General features: G+C 70.0%; 17 protein-coding genes. All 17 read right to left on the bottom strand.

Features of this window, described 5'->3' with window-relative positions:
• Positions 1–28: 28 nt before the first annotated feature.
• Entirely contained in the window at positions 29–589 is a 561-nt protein-coding gene (gene gmk / locus JFC09_RS06725; protein WP_198393213.1) for a guanylate kinase, read from the bottom strand.
• Positions 586–900: an integration host factor, actinobacterial type gene (gene mihF, locus JFC09_RS06720; protein WP_198393212.1), complete on the bottom strand. Its 315-nt coding sequence runs from the start codon at positions 898–900 to the stop codon at positions 586–588. Before mihF ends, gmk begins: the two co-directional genes overlap by 4 nt.
• A 56-nt stretch (positions 901–956) precedes the next feature.
• Positions 957–1,805 carry an orotidine-5'-phosphate decarboxylase gene (gene pyrF / locus JFC09_RS06715; protein ID WP_198393211.1) on the bottom strand — a complete coding sequence of 283 codons (849 nt, stop codon included), beginning with the start codon at positions 1,803–1,805 and terminating at the stop codon, positions 957–959.
• Positions 1,802–5,074: a carbamoyl-phosphate synthase large subunit gene (carB, locus tag JFC09_RS06710; protein WP_198393210.1), complete on the bottom strand. Its 3,273-nt coding sequence runs from the start codon at positions 5,072–5,074 to the stop codon at positions 1,802–1,804. Before carB ends, pyrF begins: the two co-directional genes overlap by 4 nt.
• A 23-nt stretch (positions 5,075–5,097) precedes the next feature.
• The gene (gene carA, locus JFC09_RS06705; protein ID WP_198393209.1) at positions 5,098–6,252 is read right to left on the bottom strand and encodes a glutamine-hydrolyzing carbamoyl-phosphate synthase small subunit; all 1,155 of its coding nucleotides are present in this window, start codon (positions 6,250–6,252) and stop codon (positions 5,098–5,100) included.
• A 1-nt stretch (position 6,253) separates the two neighbouring features.
• Positions 6,254–6,745 (bottom strand): PH-like domain-containing protein, encoded by a 492-nt coding sequence (locus tag JFC09_RS06700; RefSeq protein ID WP_198393208.1) that lies wholly within the window; start codon positions 6,743–6,745, stop codon positions 6,254–6,256.
• A complete protein-coding gene (locus JFC09_RS06695) occupies positions 6,733–8,046 on the bottom strand; it encodes a dihydroorotase (RefSeq protein ID WP_198393207.1) in 1,314 nt (437 codons plus the stop codon). Before JFC09_RS06695 ends, JFC09_RS06700 begins: the two co-directional genes overlap by 13 nt.
• On the bottom strand, positions 8,043–9,038 hold the full coding sequence (locus JFC09_RS06690) for an aspartate carbamoyltransferase catalytic subunit (protein ID WP_198393206.1): 996 nt from the start codon (positions 9,036–9,038) through the stop codon (positions 8,043–8,045). The genes JFC09_RS06695 and JFC09_RS06690 overlap by 4 nt, the downstream gene beginning before the upstream one ends.
• On the bottom strand, positions 9,035–9,592 hold the full coding sequence (gene pyrR / locus JFC09_RS06685) for a bifunctional pyr operon transcriptional regulator/uracil phosphoribosyltransferase PyrR (protein ID WP_198393205.1): 558 nt from the start codon (positions 9,590–9,592) through the stop codon (positions 9,035–9,037). Before pyrR ends, JFC09_RS06690 begins: the two co-directional genes overlap by 4 nt.
• Positions 9,593–9,680: 88 nt before the next feature.
• On the bottom strand, positions 9,681–10,079 hold the full coding sequence (nusB, locus tag JFC09_RS06680; RefSeq protein WP_198393204.1) for a transcription antitermination factor NusB: 399 nt from the start codon (positions 10,077–10,079) through the stop codon (positions 9,681–9,683).
• A complete protein-coding gene (efp, locus tag JFC09_RS06675; RefSeq protein ID WP_198393203.1) occupies positions 10,076–10,639 on the bottom strand; it encodes an elongation factor P in 564 nt (187 codons plus the stop codon). Before efp ends, nusB begins: the two co-directional genes overlap by 4 nt.
• A gap of 101 nt (positions 10,640–10,740) precedes the next feature.
• Positions 10,741–11,859 (bottom strand): 3-dehydroquinate synthase, encoded by a 1,119-nt coding sequence (gene aroB / locus JFC09_RS06670; RefSeq protein ID WP_198393202.1) that lies wholly within the window; start codon positions 11,857–11,859, stop codon positions 10,741–10,743.
• Complete coding sequence (locus tag JFC09_RS06665) at positions 11,856–12,533, bottom strand: shikimate kinase (RefSeq protein WP_332839681.1); 678 nt, start codon at positions 12,531–12,533, stop codon at positions 11,856–11,858. The genes aroB and JFC09_RS06665 overlap by 4 nt, the downstream gene beginning before the upstream one ends.
• 10 nt (positions 12,534–12,543) lie before the next feature.
• The gene (gene aroC / locus JFC09_RS06660) at positions 12,544–13,728 is read right to left on the bottom strand and encodes a chorismate synthase (protein ID WP_198393200.1); all 1,185 of its coding nucleotides are present in this window, start codon (positions 13,726–13,728) and stop codon (positions 12,544–12,546) included.
• 10 nt (positions 13,729–13,738) lie between these two features.
• Positions 13,739–14,539, bottom strand: a complete 801-nt coding sequence (locus tag JFC09_RS06655; RefSeq protein ID WP_198393199.1) for an A24 family peptidase — start codon at positions 14,537–14,539, stop codon at positions 13,739–13,741.
• Entirely contained in the window at positions 14,539–15,408 is an 870-nt protein-coding gene (locus JFC09_RS06650) for a shikimate dehydrogenase family protein (RefSeq protein ID WP_198393198.1), read from the bottom strand. Before JFC09_RS06650 ends, JFC09_RS06655 begins: the two co-directional genes overlap by 1 nt.
• Positions 15,401–16,570 carry an endolytic transglycosylase MltG gene (gene mltG / locus JFC09_RS06645; protein WP_198393197.1) on the bottom strand — a complete coding sequence of 390 codons (1,170 nt, stop codon included), beginning with the start codon at positions 16,568–16,570 and terminating at the stop codon, positions 15,401–15,403. The genes JFC09_RS06650 and mltG overlap by 8 nt, the downstream gene beginning before the upstream one ends.
• Positions 16,571–16,575 lie beyond the last annotated feature (5 nt).

Genomic DNA, 16,575 nt, shown 5'->3' with positions numbered 1-16,575 from the left:
CCGGGCGTGCGTGTTCGGGTGCCCGGCCCTAGCCGGACCGGGAGATACCCATCAAGTCTACTAGTTCCTCCGCAGCGCTGCGCACATCGTGGTTGACGATGGTGACGTCGAACTCCGGTTCTGCGGCGAGTTCGGTCCGCGCGGTCGCCAGTCGGCGTTCCTGCTCCTCCGTCGATTCCGTCCCCCGACCGATGAGCCGGTTCACGAGCTCGTCCCAGCTGGGCGGCGCGAGGAACACGAAGAGTGCGTCCGGCATCGCCTCCCGCACCTGGCGCGCGCCCTGCAGATCGATCTCCAGCAGCGGTGACCCGCCGCCGGCGATCTGCTCCTCCACGGGACGGCGCGGCGTGCCGTAGCGATTGCGGCCGTGGACGACTGCGTGCTCGAGCAGCTCCCCACCCGTGATCATGCGGTCGAACTGCTCGTCGTCGAGGAACCGGTAGTGGACGCCGTCGATCTCGCCCGGGCGGGGAGGCCGCGTAGTGGCGGACACGGAGAACCAGACCTCCGGGTGCGCCTCACGGATGTGGGCGCTCACGGTGCCCTTGCCGACAGCTGTGGGCCCTGCGAGTACGGTGAGTCGGCTCATCCGGCGAATCGGTCGAGCAGAGCCGACTTCTGGTGGATGCCCAGTCCCTTGATCCTCCGCGATGCGGCGATGCCGAACTCCTCCATGAGGGCGGTCGCACGTCGTTCGCCCACGCCGGGCAGCGAGCGGAGGAGGTCATGGACCTTCATCTTGCACAGCGATTCGTCGTCTGCGGCCCTCTCCAGGACCGCGGCGAGCGTCGTGTCACCGTTCTTGAGTGCCGCCTTGACTTCAGCGCGCGCCTGTCTGGCGGCGAACGCCTTGTCGAGAGCGGCTTCCCTTTCCTGCGGGGTCAGCTGCGGAAGTGCCACGGCAGTGTCTCCTCGTCCCGGGTCCGGTGAGCTTCCGCGCGGAAGCTCTCTTCGGGTCAGTCTACGCCGAGGCCCCGCACGAGTTCACCTGTGAGTTCTGAGACTCTCCCGGTGAGAGCCTTGCGGGAGGGCCCTGCGGCGCTGACTCCCCTCGACGCGTTCACCACCAGTCGGCGATTGCGGGCGATCGGTCCGAACAGCGCCCGCAGGGCCGACGCGTCCGCACCCTGCGCCCCGAACCCGGGGGTGAGGACCGGTCCGGGGAACGCCGGGACGTCGATCCCCAGGTCGTCCGCTGCGGTTCCAATGGTCGCACCGATGACGACGCCCACGCGTCCCGGGCGTGTCGCGTCCTCTTCGGCGGACAGCCTCATGATCGCCCCTCCCACGGACTCGCCGCCCGGCCTCCGGGCGTGCTGGACGTCCGGGCCGGAGGGATTCGACGTGAGAGCGAGGGCGAACACCATCGCGTCCTCCGCTTCGAGGAGGTCGAGCACGGGCCGGAGCGATTCGAAGCCCAGGTACGGCGACACCGTCACGGCATCCGCACGCAGGGGCGAGCCCCTCCGCACCCACGCGGAGGCGTAGCCGGCCATCGTCGACCCGATGTCGCCGCGCTTGGCGTCCGCGATCGTGAAGAGCTCCGCGTCGGCCGCAGCCGACAGGATCTCCTCGAGCACAGCGAAGCCCGCGGACCCGAACCGCTCGAACAGTGCGACCTGCGGCTTGACGACGCGGGCCCCGCCGGCCGCGGTCGCCTCGAGGATGCGCAGGCCGAACGTGCGCGCCCCGTCCGCCGTGTCGGGCAGCCCCCATGCCGCGAGCTCCCCCGGATGGGGGTCGACGCCCACACAGAGCGGGCTCGCGGCGAGGGCTGCGCCGAGCCGCTGCGGGGCGGTCGTCACGCCCACTCCTGCAGGGCGCGCACATCCATCGATTCGGTCTGGAGCGATTCGATCGCGGACACGGCGGCCGACAGTGCGTCGACGGTCGTGAGCAGCGGGACGTTGGACACGGTCGCGGCAGCGCGGATCTCGTACCCGTCCGCACGCTCCTGCCTGCCGCCGGGCACGTTGACGACGAGATCGAAGCCGCGCTCGACGATGCGGTCGAGCACGGACTTCTCGCCCTCGCTCGCCTCGAAGTGCTTCGCGATGGTCTGCGCCGCGATGCCGTAGCGCGACAGGACCGCCGCGGTCCCGGCCGTGGCCACGATCGTGAAGCCCATGTCCGTGAGCAGCTTGACGGGCAGGACGAGGGCGCGCTTGTCCCTGTCCGCCACGGACACGAACACGGTGCCGGAGGTGGGAAGCGAGGTCGACGCCCCGAGCATCGCCTTCGCGAACGCCCGCGGGAAGTCCCGGTCGATGCCCATGACCTCGCCGGTCGAACGCATCTCCGGCCCGAGGATCGAGTCGACGGACTTCCCGTCGACCGTCCGGAACCTGCGGAAGGGCAGCACGGCCTCCTTCACCGCGATCGGGTGGTCCAGGGACAGCCGGGACCCGTCCCCGGAATCGGGGAGCACGCTCCCGCGCAGGCCGGCGATCGTCCGCCCCACAGCCAGCAGTGCGGCGGCCTTCGCGAGCTGCGTGCCCGTGCCCTTCGACACGAACGGCACGGTCCGCGAGGCGCGCGGGTTCGCCTCGATGACGTAGAGGACGTCCGCCGCGAGCGCGAACTGGATGTTCAGCAGGCCGCGGACACCGGTCCCCTCGGCGATCGCCGCGGTCCCCTCACGCACCCGTTCGAGGACCGCCTCGCCCAGCGTGAGCGGCGGCAGCACACAGGCGGAGTCGCCGGAGTGGATGCCGGCCTCCTCGATGTGCTCCATGATGCCGCCGACGAAGACCTCCTCGCCGTCGTACAGGGCGTCGACGTCGATCTCGATCGCGTCCTCGAGGAAGCGGTCGACGAGCACGGGGCGGTCGGTCGACACCTCCGTCGCGGATTCCATGTAGCCCATGAGCTGATGTGCGTCGTACACGATCTGCATGCCGCGGCCGCCCAGCACGTAGGACGGCCGGACGAGCACCGGGTAGCCGATGCGTTCCGCGATGACGACGGCCTCGTCGAAGGTCGTCGCCGTGCCGTGGTGCGGTGCCTGCAGACCGGCGGTCGCGAGTACCTGTCCGAACTCACCGCGGTCCTCCGCGAGGTCGATCGCCTCCGGCTGCGTGCCGAGCACGGTCACCCCGGCGGCCTTGAGGTCCGCTGCGAGTCCCAGCGGGGTCTGCCCGCCCAGCGTGCAGACGACTCCCGCGACCGGACCGGCCGCGGATTCCGCCGCGTAGACCTCCATGACGTCCTCGAACGTGAGCGGCTCGAAGTAGAGGCGGTCCGCAGTGTCGTAGTCCGTCGACACCGTCTCCGGATTGCAGTTCACCATGACCGTCTCGTAGCCTGCGTCACTCAGCGCCATCGTCGCGTGGACGCACGAGTAGTCGAACTCGATCCCCTGCCCGATCCGGTTGGGGCCGGAACCCAGGATGATGACTGCCTCGCGCTCACGAGGCAGCACCTCGGACTCGTCCTCATAGGTCGAGTAGTGGTACGGGGTGCGCGCCGCGAACTCACCCGCGCACGTGTCGACCGTCTTGTAGACGGGACGGACGCCCAGCGCGTGGCGGACACCGCGCAGGACCTGCTCGTCCATCGAGCGCAGCTGCGCGATCTGATGGTCGGACAGGCCCGTCTCCTTCGCGAGCACGAGGAGGCCCCGGCTGAGCGCATCCGCGCCGGCGACGGCGTCGGCGACCTCCTGCAGCTGCAGGATCTGATCGAGGTACCACGGGTCGATCCAGCTCGCGGCGAAGACGTCGTCGATCGGCATGCCGGAGGCCAGTGCCAGGCGGACCGTGTGGATCCGGTCCGCTGTCGGATGGGCGAGCTTCGCGGTCACGTCCGCCCGCACGGTCGGATCGGTGAGGTCCACTCGTGTGGAGAAGTCGAACTCCGACGCAGACTGCTCGAGCGAGCGCATCGCCTTGAGCAGCGCGGACCCGAAGTTGCGGCCCAGTGCCATGACCTCGCCGACGCTCTTCATCGTCGTGGTGAGTGTGGGATCCGCGGCCGGGAACTTCTCGAACGCGAACCGCGGGATCTTCACGGCGACGTAGTCGAGTGCGGGTTCGAACGACGCAGGGGTCACTTCGGTGATGTCGTTGGGGATCTCATCGAGCGAGTAGCCGATCGCGAGTTTCGCGGCGATCTTCGCGATCGGGAATCCGGTCGCCTTCGATGCCAGCGCCGACGACCGCGACACGCGCGGGTTCATCTCGATGACGATGATCCGGCCCGTCTTCGGGTCCACCGCGTACTGGATGTTGCAGCCGCCCGTGTCGACGCCCACTTCGCGGATGACGGCGATGCCGATGTCGCGCATCCTCTGGTACTCGCGGTCCGTGAGGGTGAGCGACGGGGCGACCGTGATGGAATCGCCGGTGTGGACGCCGACGGGGTCGACGTTCTCGATCGAGCAGATGACGACCACATTGTCCGCGTGGTCGCGCATGAGTTCGAGCTCGTACTCCTTCCACCCGAGGATGCTCTCCTCGAGCAGCACCTCGTTCGTGATCGAGTCGTGCAGCCCGTCACCGGCGATGCGTCGCAGGTCCGCTTCGTCGTACGCGAGGCCGGAGCCCAGCCCGCCCATGGTGAATGACGGGCGGACGACCAGCGGATAGCCGAGCTCCGCAGCACCGGTGAGCACGTCGTCCATCGAGTGGCAGATGACGGAGCGCGCCGATTCGCCTCCGACGGATTCGACGACCTCCTTGAACTTCTGGCGGTCCTCACCCCGCTGGATCGCGTCGACGTCGGCACCGATGAGCTCGACGTCGTACTTCTCGAGCACCCCCGATTCGTGGAGCGCGATCGCGGCGTTGAGCGCCGTCTGTCCGCCCAGTGTGGGCAGCAGCGCGTCGGGGCGCTCCTTCGCGATGATCGATTCGATGACGTCCGGATCGATCGGCTCGACGTAGGTCGCGTCCGCCATCTCGGGGTCAGTCATGATCGTCGCGGGATTGGAGTTCACGAGGATGACGCGGAGTCCCTCGCTGCGCAGGACGCGGCACGCCTGCGTCCCGGAGTAGTCGAATTCACAGGCCTGGCCGATGACGATGGGGCCTGAGCCGATGACGAGGACGGAGTGGAGGTCGTCTCTGATGGGCACTTGTTCGGTTCTCCTTGTGCGTCTCAGGCGCGTGTGGACGCCGGGCGGTCGGCCATCATGTCCGCGAAGCGGTCGAAGAGACCTCGCGAATCATGGGGACCGGCGGCGGATTCGGGGTGGAACTGGACGGAGAAGGCGGGGACGTCGAGGCAGCGCAGTCCTTCGACAACGCGGTCGTTGAGCCCGATGTGGCTCACTTCGACACGCCCGAACTCCTCCTGCGGTGCCGTGACCGGGTCGCCGATCGGCGCTTCGACCGCGAAGCCGTGGTTCTGGCTCGTGATCTCCACCGCGCCGGATGCGACGTCGAGGACCGGCTGGTTCGCGCCGCGGTGGCCGAAGGTCAGCTTGTAGGTGCCGAAGCCCAGGGCGCGGCCCAGCAGCTGGTTTCCGAAGCAGATCCCGAAGAACGGGATGCCGGCACGCAGGACGCGACGGATCACCTCGACCTCGTGGTCGGCCGCGGCGGGATCCCCCGGCCCGTTCGAGAAGAAGACGCCGTCCGGTTTCAGGGCGGAGACTTCGGCGAACGGTGTCCCGGCCGGCACGACCCGCACCTCGATCCCCCGCGCCGCGAGCTGCTCCGGCGTCGCCGATTTGATCCCGAGGTCGTAGGCGACGACCGTGAACCGCTTCTCGCCCACCGCCTCGACGGTGTACGGCTGGCCCGTCGTCACCTCGTCGACGAGGCGGGCGCCCGCCATCGGCCGGGCGGAGCGCACCGCCTCGATCTGCGCGTCCGTGCCCAGTGCGGCGTCGTCGCCGGAGAAGATCCCCGCGCGCATCGCTCCCCGGTCCCGCAGGTGACGGGTGAGGGCACGGGTGTCGATGCCGCTGATGCCGACGATGCCGTGGCGGATGAGCCTCTCCTCGAGGCCCTCCGTCGCCCGCCAGTTCGACACGCGGCGCGAGGGGTCGCGGACGACGTAGCCGCTGACCCAGTAGCCGCCTGACTCGTCGTCCTCGTCGTTCACACCGGTGTTGCCGATGTGCGGTGCGGTCTGGACGACGATCTGACCGTGGAACGACGGGTCGGTGAGCGTCTCCTGGTAGCCGGTCATGCCGGTCGTGAAGACGGCTTCGCCCACGGTGCGGCCGGTCGACCCGTAGGCGCGCCCGCGGAAGGCGCGGCCGTCCTCGAGCACGAGGACCGCGGGGGTCGGTGAGAGCAGGGACATGTCAGTCCTCCTCGATCTGGCGACGGATGGAAGTGATGAGTGGTGTGCGGGCGTCCGCGGCGCGCGTGCGGAAGCCGGATTCGAGCGGTGTGTCGCCCAGCGTCCAGCGGATGACGATGAGCCCGTCCGGTTCGACGAACTTCCCGATCATGCCCTGGGAGGTGCGCACGTCGTGGACGTCGCCCCACGGGATGAGGAAGTCGCCGGTGCCGGCGCGGTCGATGACGACGCCAGCGTCCGTGAGCACGACGTCTGCCGCGGTGCGGAGCCCCAGGCCGTGGACCGCGATGCGGTCGTAGGGGTCCCCCGCACTCGTCGTCGCGACGTACATGCCCTCGATGGGGCCGTGGAGCACGGGGCTGCCCACGACGGGGCGGGCGGGTGTCGGCAGGCCGGACTGGGACCCGGCCCTGCTCCTCCACCCGCGCAGCATGAGCCAGAAGACGAGGAGCGTGACGAGCAGGAGGACGAGCGCGGGTATCAGTCGTTCCATGGCCCCGCTTCCCCGAACGCCAGCGGGGTGCCCAGCTCTCCGTCCGCGAAGACGCGCGTCCCGTACAGGAACGTGTCCGTCACCCGCGCACCGAGCGTCCGACCCCGGAACGGGTTGTTGCGGCCCATCGTCTCGTGGGTGTCCGGTTCGACCGTGTGCGGTGCCTCCGGGTCGACGAGGACGAGGTTCGCACCCGTGCCGATCGCAAGGGTCCCGTGATGGGCGAGGCCGACGATCTCCGCGGGCCGCGTGCTCATGACGCGAGCCAGGTCCGCAGTGGAGAAGTCGAGGTCGCGCATCGCGTGGGACACGACCGCCAGCGCCGTCTCCATCCCGACCATGCCCATCGCGGCGGCGGTCCACTCCACGCATTTGTGCTCCGAGGGGTGGGGTGCGTGGTCCGTGCCGACGACGTCGATGGTGCCGTCCGCCAGCGCCCCCCGCAGTGCGTGCACGTCTTCCTGGGTGCGCAGCGGCGGATTCACCTTGTACACGGGATCGAAGCTGCGCACCTCCTCGTCGGTGAGCACGAGGTGGTGCGGCGTGACCTCCGCCGTCACGCGGATGCCGCGGGACTTCGCCCAGCGGATGAGCTCCACGCTGCCGGCGGTGGAGACGTGGCAGACGTGCAGACGGGAGCCGACGTGCTCCGCGAGCAGCACGTCACGGGCGATGATCGCCTCCTCCGCCACCGCGGGCCACCCCGGCAGACCCAGTTCCGCGCTCACGACCCCCTCGTTCATCTGGGCGCCCTCCGTGAGGCGGGGATCCTGCGCGTGCTGCGCGATGATCCCGTCGAACGCCTTGACGTATTCGAGCGCCCGACGCATGACGAGCGGGTCCCAGACGCAGTGGCCGTCGTCGGAGAACATCCGCACACGTGCTTCGGAATCGGCCATCGCCCCGAGTTCCGCGAGTGTCTCCCCCGCGAGCCCCACCGTGACCGCGCCGACGGGCTCGACCTGCGTGTACCCGGCGGCACGACCCAGCCGGTGCACCTGTTCGACGACCCCTGCGGTGTCGGCCACCGGCGAGGTGTTCGCCATCGCGTGGACGGCGGTGTATCCGCCGGCCGCTGCGGCGCGCGACCCGGTGAGGATCGTCTCTGCGTCCTCCCGCCCGGGCTCCCGCAGGTGCGTGTGCATGTCGACGAGGCCCGGCAGCGCGAGCAGGCCGTCGGCATCGACGACGGTCGTCGGTGTCCCGAGGTCCTGCGGGTCCACGAGGAGGCCCCCGGCGATGCCGAGGTCGGCACGACTGCCGTCCGGCAGGGTGGCGGCGCGGATGAGGGTGGTGGTCACGACTGTCCTTCCCGACCGCTCGCTGCGGTCGACTGTCCGGTGAGGAGGCGGTAGAGCACAGCCATGCGCACGCTCACACCGTTGGCGACCTGGTCGAGGACGACGGCGCGCGGTGAGTCCGCCGCCTCCGCCCCGATCTCGAAGCCGCGGTTCATGGGGCCCGGGTGCATGATCGCGCAGTCGCCGGGCAGCGCACGCGCACGGGCGTCGCTGAGCCCCCACCGCCGCGCGTATTCGCGTGCCGTCGGGAAGAACGCCTCGTGCATCCGCTCCTGCTGGACGCGCAGCATCATGAGTGCGTCGAACGGATGGTCCCGGATCGCAGCGTCGAGATCGTAGACGACGTCGCACGGCCACGACTCCACCCCGATCGGCAACAGCGTCGGAGGGGCGACGAGGACGACCCGCGCACCCAGCGTCGTGAGGAGATGCACGTTGGAGCGTGCGACCCGCGAGTGGAGGATGTCACCGACGATGCCGACGACCGCGCCGTCCAGTCCACGTCCCACGGCGCCGTCAGCGGGTGCGGAGGCGGGCAGTCCGGCGTGGACCCGCCGGAGCGTGAACGCGTCGAGCAGGGCCTGGGTGGGGTGCTCGTGCGTCCCGTCACCGGCATTCACGACGGGGGCGTCGATCCATCCGGAGTGCGCGAGCCGGTGCGGTGCCCCGGACCCGCTGTGCCGGATCACGACGCCGTCCGCACCCATGGCGGACAGCGTCTGCGCCGTGTCCTGCAGGCTCTCGCCCTTCGACACGGACGATCCCTTCGCGGAGAAGGTGATGACATCAGCGGACAGTCGCTTGGCCGCGGCCTCGAAGGAGATCCGCGTGCGGGTCGAGTCCTCGAAGAAGAGGTTGACGACCGTGAGGCCCCGGAGCACGGGGAGCTTCTTCACCTCGCGTGTGGAGACCAGGCTCATCTGCTCCGCAGTGTCGAGGAGGTCGATCGCCTCCGCGCGTGTGAGTTCCGACGTCGACAGCAGGTGCTTCATCGTCCGTCTCCCCCTGCCGCCGTGATCGTCACGGAGTCCTCCCCGTCGATCTCCTGCACGCGGACACCCACGCGCTCGTCGAGCGCGCTCGGGATGTTCTTCCCCACGTGGTCCGCGCGGATCGGGAGCCTCCGGTGGCCGCGGTCCACGAGCACTGCGAGACGGACGGCGTGCGGACGGCCGATCGCGGACACCGCGTCGAGCGCGGCGCGGACGGATCTGCCGGAGAAGAGCACGTCGTCGACGAGGACGACGGTCCGGGCGTCGATCGTGCCGCCGGGGATGTGCGTGGGTGCCGCTGACCGCAGGCGACCGGACCGCAGGTCGTCGCGGTGCATCGTGATGTCGAGGGCACCGGCGAGTGCACCGGCGTCGGTCGCCGGTTCGATGCGGGCGACCGCTTCGGCGAGGCGTGCCGCGAGCGGCACGCCTCTGGTCGGGATGCCCAGGAGCACCAGCCCTTCGGGGCCCTTGTTAGCCTCGAGCACTTCGTGCGCGATGCGTGTGAGTGCGCGATGGATCTCTGCACCATCGAGCACAGTGCGCTGCTTCATGTGTGTTCCTTCCCCGTCTCTCCGGACGGCGTTAAAGGATCCTGTGAGGACTCAGTCTAGTCCCGTGTGGGCCGGCGCGTTCGACCCCTCAGACCTCGAGCCCCGCGATCCGGGAGAGGACGCCCGACACGTAGCCGGGCGAGTCGTCGGTGGAGAAGTCCTGCGCGAGAGACTGGGCCTCACTGATCGCCACCGGGGCGTCGATGTCGTCGTTGTGGAGGATCTCCCACGAGGCGATCCGCAGGATCGCCCGGTCCACGGCGGGCATGCGGTCCAGGGCCCATCCGCGAGCGTACGTGCGGACCAGATCGTCGATCTCCTCACGATGAGCCGTCACACCCTCGACGATCTCCACGGCGTACGCCTTCATCGGATAGTCGGGGTCCGAGGACCGCAGGGGCACCAGCTCGTCGATGCCGATCCCGCGCGCCTCCGATTCGAAGAGCAGTTCGAGCGCTCTGCGACGAGCGCGGGTGCGTGCGCTCACTCCTTGACGCGGCCCAGGTAGTCGCCGGTGCGGGTGTCGACGCGGACCTTCACACCCTCGTCGAGGAACAGGGGCACCTGGATCTCGAGCCCCGTCTCAACGGTCGCGGGCTTCGTGCCGCCGGACGAGCGGTCGCCCTGCAGCCCCGGATCCGTGTGGGTGATGGTGAGTTCCACCGCGGGCGGCATCTCGACGTACAGCGGGGTGCCCTCGTGGAAGGCGACCTGCGCCTGCTGGTTCTCCAGCAGGTAGTCCGATGCGTCGCCCACCAGCGCGGCGGACAGTGCGACCTGCTCGTAGTCGGTCGAGTCCATGAAGACGAAGTCCTCGCCGTCGTGGTACAGGTACTGCATCTCACGACGGTCGACGTTCGCCGTCTCCACCTTCGTGCCCGCGTTGAAGGTCTTGTCGATGATCTTCCCGCTCAGCACGTTCTTGAGCTTCGAGCGCACGAACGCGGGTCCCTTGCCGGGCTTCACGTGGAGGAATTCCTGAACCTGCCAGAGCTGTCCCTCGAGGTTCAGCACCATGCCGTTCTTCAGGTCGTTGGTCGTTGCCACAGATCGTGTCCTTCTGTTGGATGCTTTGCGACGCGCGTGCGCGGACCGAGTCTAGCAAGGGCCGCGGCCCGCGCGGTCCCGGGGCGGTCCGTGTGCGCCGACTAGAGCGAGATGGGGCCCAGCCGGGTCGTGGGCGACTGCTCCCCGATCTCCTGGTACGCGGCGAAGAGGATCCCGTCGTCAGGGACCTCTGTGACGACGGGGGCGCCCATGTCGTCCAGCAGCACGAAGCGGAGGATCGTGCCGCGGGCCTTCTTGTCCCTGCGCATCGTCTCCAGCAGCTGCGGCCAGCGGTCGCCGCGGTAGCCGACCGGCAGCCCCAGCTTCTGCAGGATCGCACGGAGTCGGTCGACGACAGCCGGATCGAGGCTGCGGAGCATGGTGGACAGCTCCGCTGCGAACACCATGCCCACCGACACCGCGGCTCCGTGACGCCACTGGTACCGCTCGTTGCGTTCGATCGCGTGCGCGAGAGTGTGCCCGAAGTTGAGGACCTCGCGGCCACCGGCCTCGCGGAAGTCCTGGGACACGATGTCCGCCTTCACGCGGACGGAGCGCTCGATCACCTCGCGCAGCACCGCGGAGTCATGGCGGGCGACCTCCTCGCGCGGATGCTCCTCGAGGAGGTCGAGGATCACCGGGTCTGCGATGAAGCCGCACTTCACCGCCTCCGCGAGCCCTGTGAACAGTTCGTTGTCGGGCAGGGTCGCGAGCGTGTCGGTGTCGACGAGCACGGCAGACGGCGAGTGGAAGGCGCCCACGAGGTTCTTGCCCTCGGCCGTGTTGATGGCCGTCTTGCCGCCGACAGCCGCGTCGATCATGCCGAGCACGGTCGTGGGGATGTTGATGTAGCGGATCCCCCGCAGCCAGGTGGCAGCGACGAAACCGCCCAGGTCCGTCACGGAACCGCCGCCCACGTTCACGATGGCGTCCGTCCGCGTGAAGTCCGCCTGACCGAGGATCTGCCAGCAGAACCCTGCGACCTGGAGGTGCTTCGCCTCCTCCGCGTCGGGGATCTCCGCGCTCACCGCTTCGTAACCGGCCTCTGCGAGCTCCTCCCTCACGACCTCACCGGTGCTCCGCAGCGCCCGGGGGTGGATGACGAGCACGCGTCGTGTCCGCCCTCCCAGCAGTGCGGGCAACTCTCCCAGCAGCCCGGTGCCGAAGACGACGGTCGTCGGTGTGTCGCCGGTGATCTCGAGTGTGGTGCGTTCCGTCATGCGTCAGCTCTCCTGTCGCCCTCGTGCGGGCGTTCGTCCGTGTCCTCGCGTGGAGGCATGTCCTGGTAGCGGGCGTACTCCTCCGCCCTCTGCAGCCCCGTGAGCACATCGACGATCCGATTCACGACCGTCGACGGAGGCCCGTGGGACGCGGTGACCTGCGCGGTGGCCACCGCGTCGTACAGGGGCCGTCTCTCCTCCACGAGTGCCTTCCACCGGGTGACCGGGTCGTCGTCCCCGGCGAGCAGGGGGCGCGTCGACCCGCCCAGTCGCAGGAGGGCCGTCTCCTCGTCGATCTCGATGCCCACGACCTTGAGCGCCGGGTGTCGCAGCTGTGCGCGGGTCCCGCTGTTGAGGATCGCTCCACCGCCCAGCGACACGACGGCCGGTTCGTCGAGGAGGCGCCTGAGCGTCCGCCGGACGACCTCCCGCTCGATCTCGCGGAAGCGGGGCTCGCCCCGATCCGCGAAGATCGTCGGGATCGGTCCGTGTGCGGCGACGATCTGGGCGTCCGTGTCGAACAGCGGCAGGCCCAGCCGCACGGCGAGCAGCCGACCGATCGTCGACTTCCCCGCCGCCGGCGGACCGACGAGCACGATGCGCGCGCCGGAGGCGGGCGCGGGGTCCAGCGGAGGAACGGGCCGAGGGAGCGGATGCTCCTCTCCCGGTGTCACTGACCGCACCTCATTCCGCGCTCAGCGGCAGCGCATCGCGGTAGGTGCGGATGTTCCGATCGACCTCTGCGACGGAATCGCCGCCGAACTTCTCGAGCACCGCCTGGGCGAGCACGAGCGCGACCATCGCCTCGGCCACGACACCCGCCGCGGGGACCGCGCACACGTCCGAGCGCTGGTGATGGGCCGTCGCGGCGTCACCCGTGGCGACGTCGACGGTCCGCAGAGCCCGCGGCACGGTGGCGATCGGCTTCATGCCCGCGCGCACGCGCAGCGGGCCGCCCGTCGACATGCCGCCCTCGATCCCACCGGACCGGTCGGACAGGCGGCGGATGCCACCCTCACCGGGGACCATCTCGTCGTGTGCTGCCGACCCGCGCCGGCGAGTCGTCTCGAAGCCGTCGCCCACCTCGACTCCCTTGATGGCCTGGATCCCCATGAGTGCCCCGGCGAGACGAGAGTCGAGCTTGCGGTCACCGTGCACGTACGAGCCGAGCCCGGGGGGCAGCCCCTCCGCGATCACCTCGACGACCCCGCCCAGGGTGTCGCCGGAGCGGCGGGCGTCGTCGACCTCCGCGACCATCCGCGCGGAGAGCTCCGGGTCGAAGCACCGCATGGGATCGGCATCCAGCGCCTCGAGGTCCGCGAACGACGGGATCGCAGCGTCCCGCTCCCCCTCGATCGGACCGATCGCCACGGTGTGGGAGACGAGCCGGATCCCGAGTTCGGCCAGCAGCGCCTGTGCGACCGTGCCCAGCGCGACACGGGTCGCGGTCTCGCGGGCCGATGCCCGCTCCAGCACGGGCCGGGACTCGTCGAACCCGTACTTCTGCATGCCGACGAAATCCGCGTGACCCGGACGGGGACGTGTGAGCTTCGCCGCCCGCGCCATCCCCTCGAGCTCTTCGGGATCGACCGGGTCCGCGCTCATCACGCGCTCCCACTTCGGCCATTCGGTGTTCCCGATCTCGATCGCGACGGGTCCGCCCATGGTGAGACCGTGCCGGACTCCCCCGAGGAAGCGGATCTCGTCCGCTTCGAACTTCATGCGGGCGCCGCGGCCGTAGCCCAGCCGACGCCGGGCAAGAGCCGAGGACACGTCCTCGCGCGTGATCGGGACATGGGCGGGTATGCCCTCGATGATTCCGACGAGTTCCTCGCCGTGGGACTCGCCTGCAGTAAGCCAACGCAACATTCTTGGGAGTCTACCGAAGAGCCGCGTGCACGAGCGGCCCGGTCCACATGCCGAGGAGCAGGTGCGGGCCGTAGGCCAGCCGCGTCGCGAGCCCACGCCTCGCGACGAGCACCTGCCACGCCGCCTCGACGCATGCGGACAGCTGGGCGACGACGAAGGCGGTGAGGACGGCCCCCGTGCCGGCGAGACCCGTGAGCGCGCCGACGAGGATGGCGAGCTTCACGTCTCCGAGGCCGATCGCCAGTCCCCGGCCCCGCCCGCCGATCACCGACACGACGAGGACGAGCCCACCGCACACCGCGCCGATCACCAGGGCGAGGCCCGGACCGTGACCGACGAGGCCCTGGTCGGGGAGACCATGACCGGAGCCGATGAGAGCGGTGCCGCCGCTCAGCGCGGCGACCGTCCAGCACGCCGCCGTCAGCCCCAGGAGCGGCAGGACGATCCGGTCGGGGAGACGATGGATCCGCACGTCGATCCATGCGAGCACCGGGCTCGATCCTGCGGCAGCGCCGATCCCCAGACCCGTGCAGACCACGGCGACCACGCCGCCGATGCCGGTGGGCGCCACGGCGGACGGCAGCGCTGCCATCGTGAGCCCTCCGCCGGAGCGAAGAGCCGCGAACGCCACAGGCGCTGCGACGGCGAGAACGATGCCGCAGCAGACGAGCACGGGCTCCGGACTCCACCGCCGTGGCGAGGGCCGGAGCAGGCGCATTCCCGCGTCGTCCGCGATGAGGACCGGCAGCAGGCGCACGAACACACAGCCCACCGCAGCCGCCGTCAGCGCGGCGACGACAAGGAGGACCATCAGCGGTCCCGGAGTGCGGTGTCCATCGCGGCGAGGATGGTGGGAGCGGCAGCCGCCGCGTCGCGTGCGGACAGCCCCGCGACCTCGGCGAATCGGACGTGCTGGGCGACCGCCTGGTGCAGGAGCATCCGACTGCCGTCGATCACGAGCGCACCCCGTTCCGTGAGGCTTCGCTGGAACGGAGCGGATTCCGGCGCATACGCGGCGTCGAGCACGAGGGTGTCGACACGGTTCCTCAGCGGCAGGACCGCCGGGTCGAGCGCTCCCGCCGGCAGTGTCGACAGTGTGAGGCCGCGCTCCCCCGGCACCCAGTCGGGCAGGTCGCAGACGATCGCTTCGAGGCCCAGGGACTCCGCAACGGCACGCGCGGACCCCGCCCGCGTGCGGTTGCGGACGAAGAGACGTACGCGCGTGACACCCAGCCGGGCGGCCGCGGTGACGGCTGACGCGGCAGTCGCGCCGGCACCCAGGACGTCCGCGTCCCCACCCCACGGTGCCGCTGCGAGACGGGCGCGGTCGAGCGCTTCGTCGACAGCGGCCGTGATCCCCACGACGTCCGTGTTGAGGACCTCGGCGTGGCCGTCCGGTCCGCGCAGCAGTGTGTTGCCGGCCCCGGTCGCCTCCGCATCCGCATCGATCCGCCACCCGCGCTCGCGTGCCAGTGCGATGAGACGGTGCTTGAGCGGCATCGTGAGCGAGAGACCCCCAGGGCCGGGATGCGCGTCCAGGAACGAGGCGAGGCCGTCCTCCACGACCTCGCACCTGGCGTACCGGAAATCCGTGAGGCCGATCGCGGACGCCGCCGCAGTGTGGAGCAGCGGGGAGAGGGAATGCGCGATGGGCGACCCGAGGACGCCGAACTCAGCCATCCTGACCACCGCCCGTGCCGCCGCCCGGGTCGTCGTCGCCTGCACTGCGGTCGCGCAGCCACTCCCGATACTCCTCGACGTTCTCCAGGTGCTCCTCGTACGTGTCTGCGAAACGGGTCTCCCCGGTGTCCGGGTCGACGGCGACGAAGAACTGCCAGTCGCCGTCCGCGGGGTCGAGCGCAGCGTCGACCGCACTGCGCCCCGGCGAATTCACCGGTCCCGGAGGGAAGCCGGGGTGCTTGTAGGTGTTGTACGGATTGTCGTCCGCACGTTCCTCCGCCGTCGTCGTCAGGTCGCTGCGAGCGCCGTGGATGTAGGCGACCGTCGCGTCGGACTGGAGCAGGCCGTTCGTCTCCGAGTCGTCTCCCGTGCGGTTGAGGAACACACGGGCGACCTTGCGCCTCACCTCAGGATCCGCGGGCGATTCGATCTCCACGAGGCTCGCGAGGGTGAGCACCTCGTGCGCCTCGTCCAGGGGCACGCCCGCGTCGTCGAGTTCGCGCTTCGTCCGATCGACCATCTCCTGGACCACGGATTCGGCGGTGGCACCGGGCCGCACGTCGTACGTCGCGGGGAACAGATAGCCCTCGAGGTTCGGCGCGTCGACGTCCAGCCCGTAATCGGACGGCGTGCGGTCCTCGATCGCGGTGAGCACGTCGTCGTCCGCCATCCCCGCCTCGATCATCCGGGCCTGGATCGCCTGCAGCGCCAGCCCTTCGGGGATGACCACCTGCGGCGCCGTCTCCGGATTCACCATCGCCTCCGCCGCGGCCTCGGCACTCATCTGCGTCCGCATGGAGTACGTCCGCGCCTGCAGCGACGCCTCCCGCTGTTCGATCTCCTTGATGAAGGGCCGCGACGACTTGATGACGTCCTCGTCGACCAGCTGGTTCGCGATCTGTGTCGTGGAGGTGCCCGGCAGGACCTCCACGAGGACGGGGTCCTTGCCGTCGCCCTCGTAGTCGTCGGACCTCCCGAGGATCTCCTGGACTGCGCCCGTCGTCACACTGACCGCGGCGATGCCGCCGATCCCCAGCACGAGAAGGGCCCCGACGACGATCGTCGTCGTGCGGCGCCTGCGCATCATCCGTCGACGCCTGCGCTCCCGCAGCTCCGACCGTGTGAGGAACGCATCGTCTCCCAGGTCTTCCATCTCGTCCATGGGAC

This window comes from Brevibacterium yomogidense (assembly GCF_016107685.1).
GTDB classification, from domain to species: domain Bacteria; phylum Actinomycetota; class Actinomycetes; order Actinomycetales; family Brevibacteriaceae; genus Brevibacterium; species Brevibacterium yomogidense.
This window is presented reverse-complemented; position numbering and strand designations above follow the sequence as displayed.

Excerpts from the sequence above, each read along its gene's own strand:
- gmk (WP_198393213.1), bottom strand. The coding sequence starts at position 589 with ATGAGCCGACTCACCGTACTCGCAGGGCCCACAGCTGTCGGCAAGGGC.
- carA (WP_198393209.1), bottom strand. The coding sequence starts at position 6,252 with ATGTCCCTGCTCTCACCGACCCCCGCGGTCCTCGTGCTCGAGGACGGC.
- JFC09_RS06700 (WP_198393208.1), bottom strand. The coding sequence starts at position 6,745 with ATGGAACGACTGATACCCGCGCTCGTCCTCCTGCTCGTCACGCTCCTC.
- JFC09_RS06690 (WP_198393206.1), bottom strand. The coding sequence starts at position 9,038 with ATGAAGCACCTGCTGTCGACGTCGGAACTCACACGCGCGGAGGCGATC.
- pyrR (WP_198393205.1), bottom strand. The coding sequence starts at position 9,592 with ATGAAGCAGCGCACTGTGCTCGATGGTGCAGAGATCCATCGCGCACTC.
- aroB (WP_198393202.1), bottom strand. The coding sequence starts at position 11,859 with ATGACGGAACGCACCACACTCGAGATCACCGGCGACACACCGACGACC.
- aroC (WP_198393200.1), bottom strand. The coding sequence starts at position 13,728 with ATGTTGCGTTGGCTTACTGCAGGCGAGTCCCACGGCGAGGAACTCGTC.
- JFC09_RS06655 (WP_198393199.1), bottom strand. The coding sequence starts at position 14,539 with ATGGTCCTCCTTGTCGTCGCCGCGCTGACGGCGGCTGCGGTGGGCTGT.
- JFC09_RS06650 (WP_198393198.1), bottom strand. The coding sequence starts at position 15,408 with ATGGCTGAGTTCGGCGTCCTCGGGTCGCCCATCGCGCATTCCCTCTCC.
- mltG (WP_198393197.1), bottom strand. The coding sequence starts at position 16,570 with ATGGACGAGATGGAAGACCTGGGAGACGATGCGTTCCTCACACGGTCG.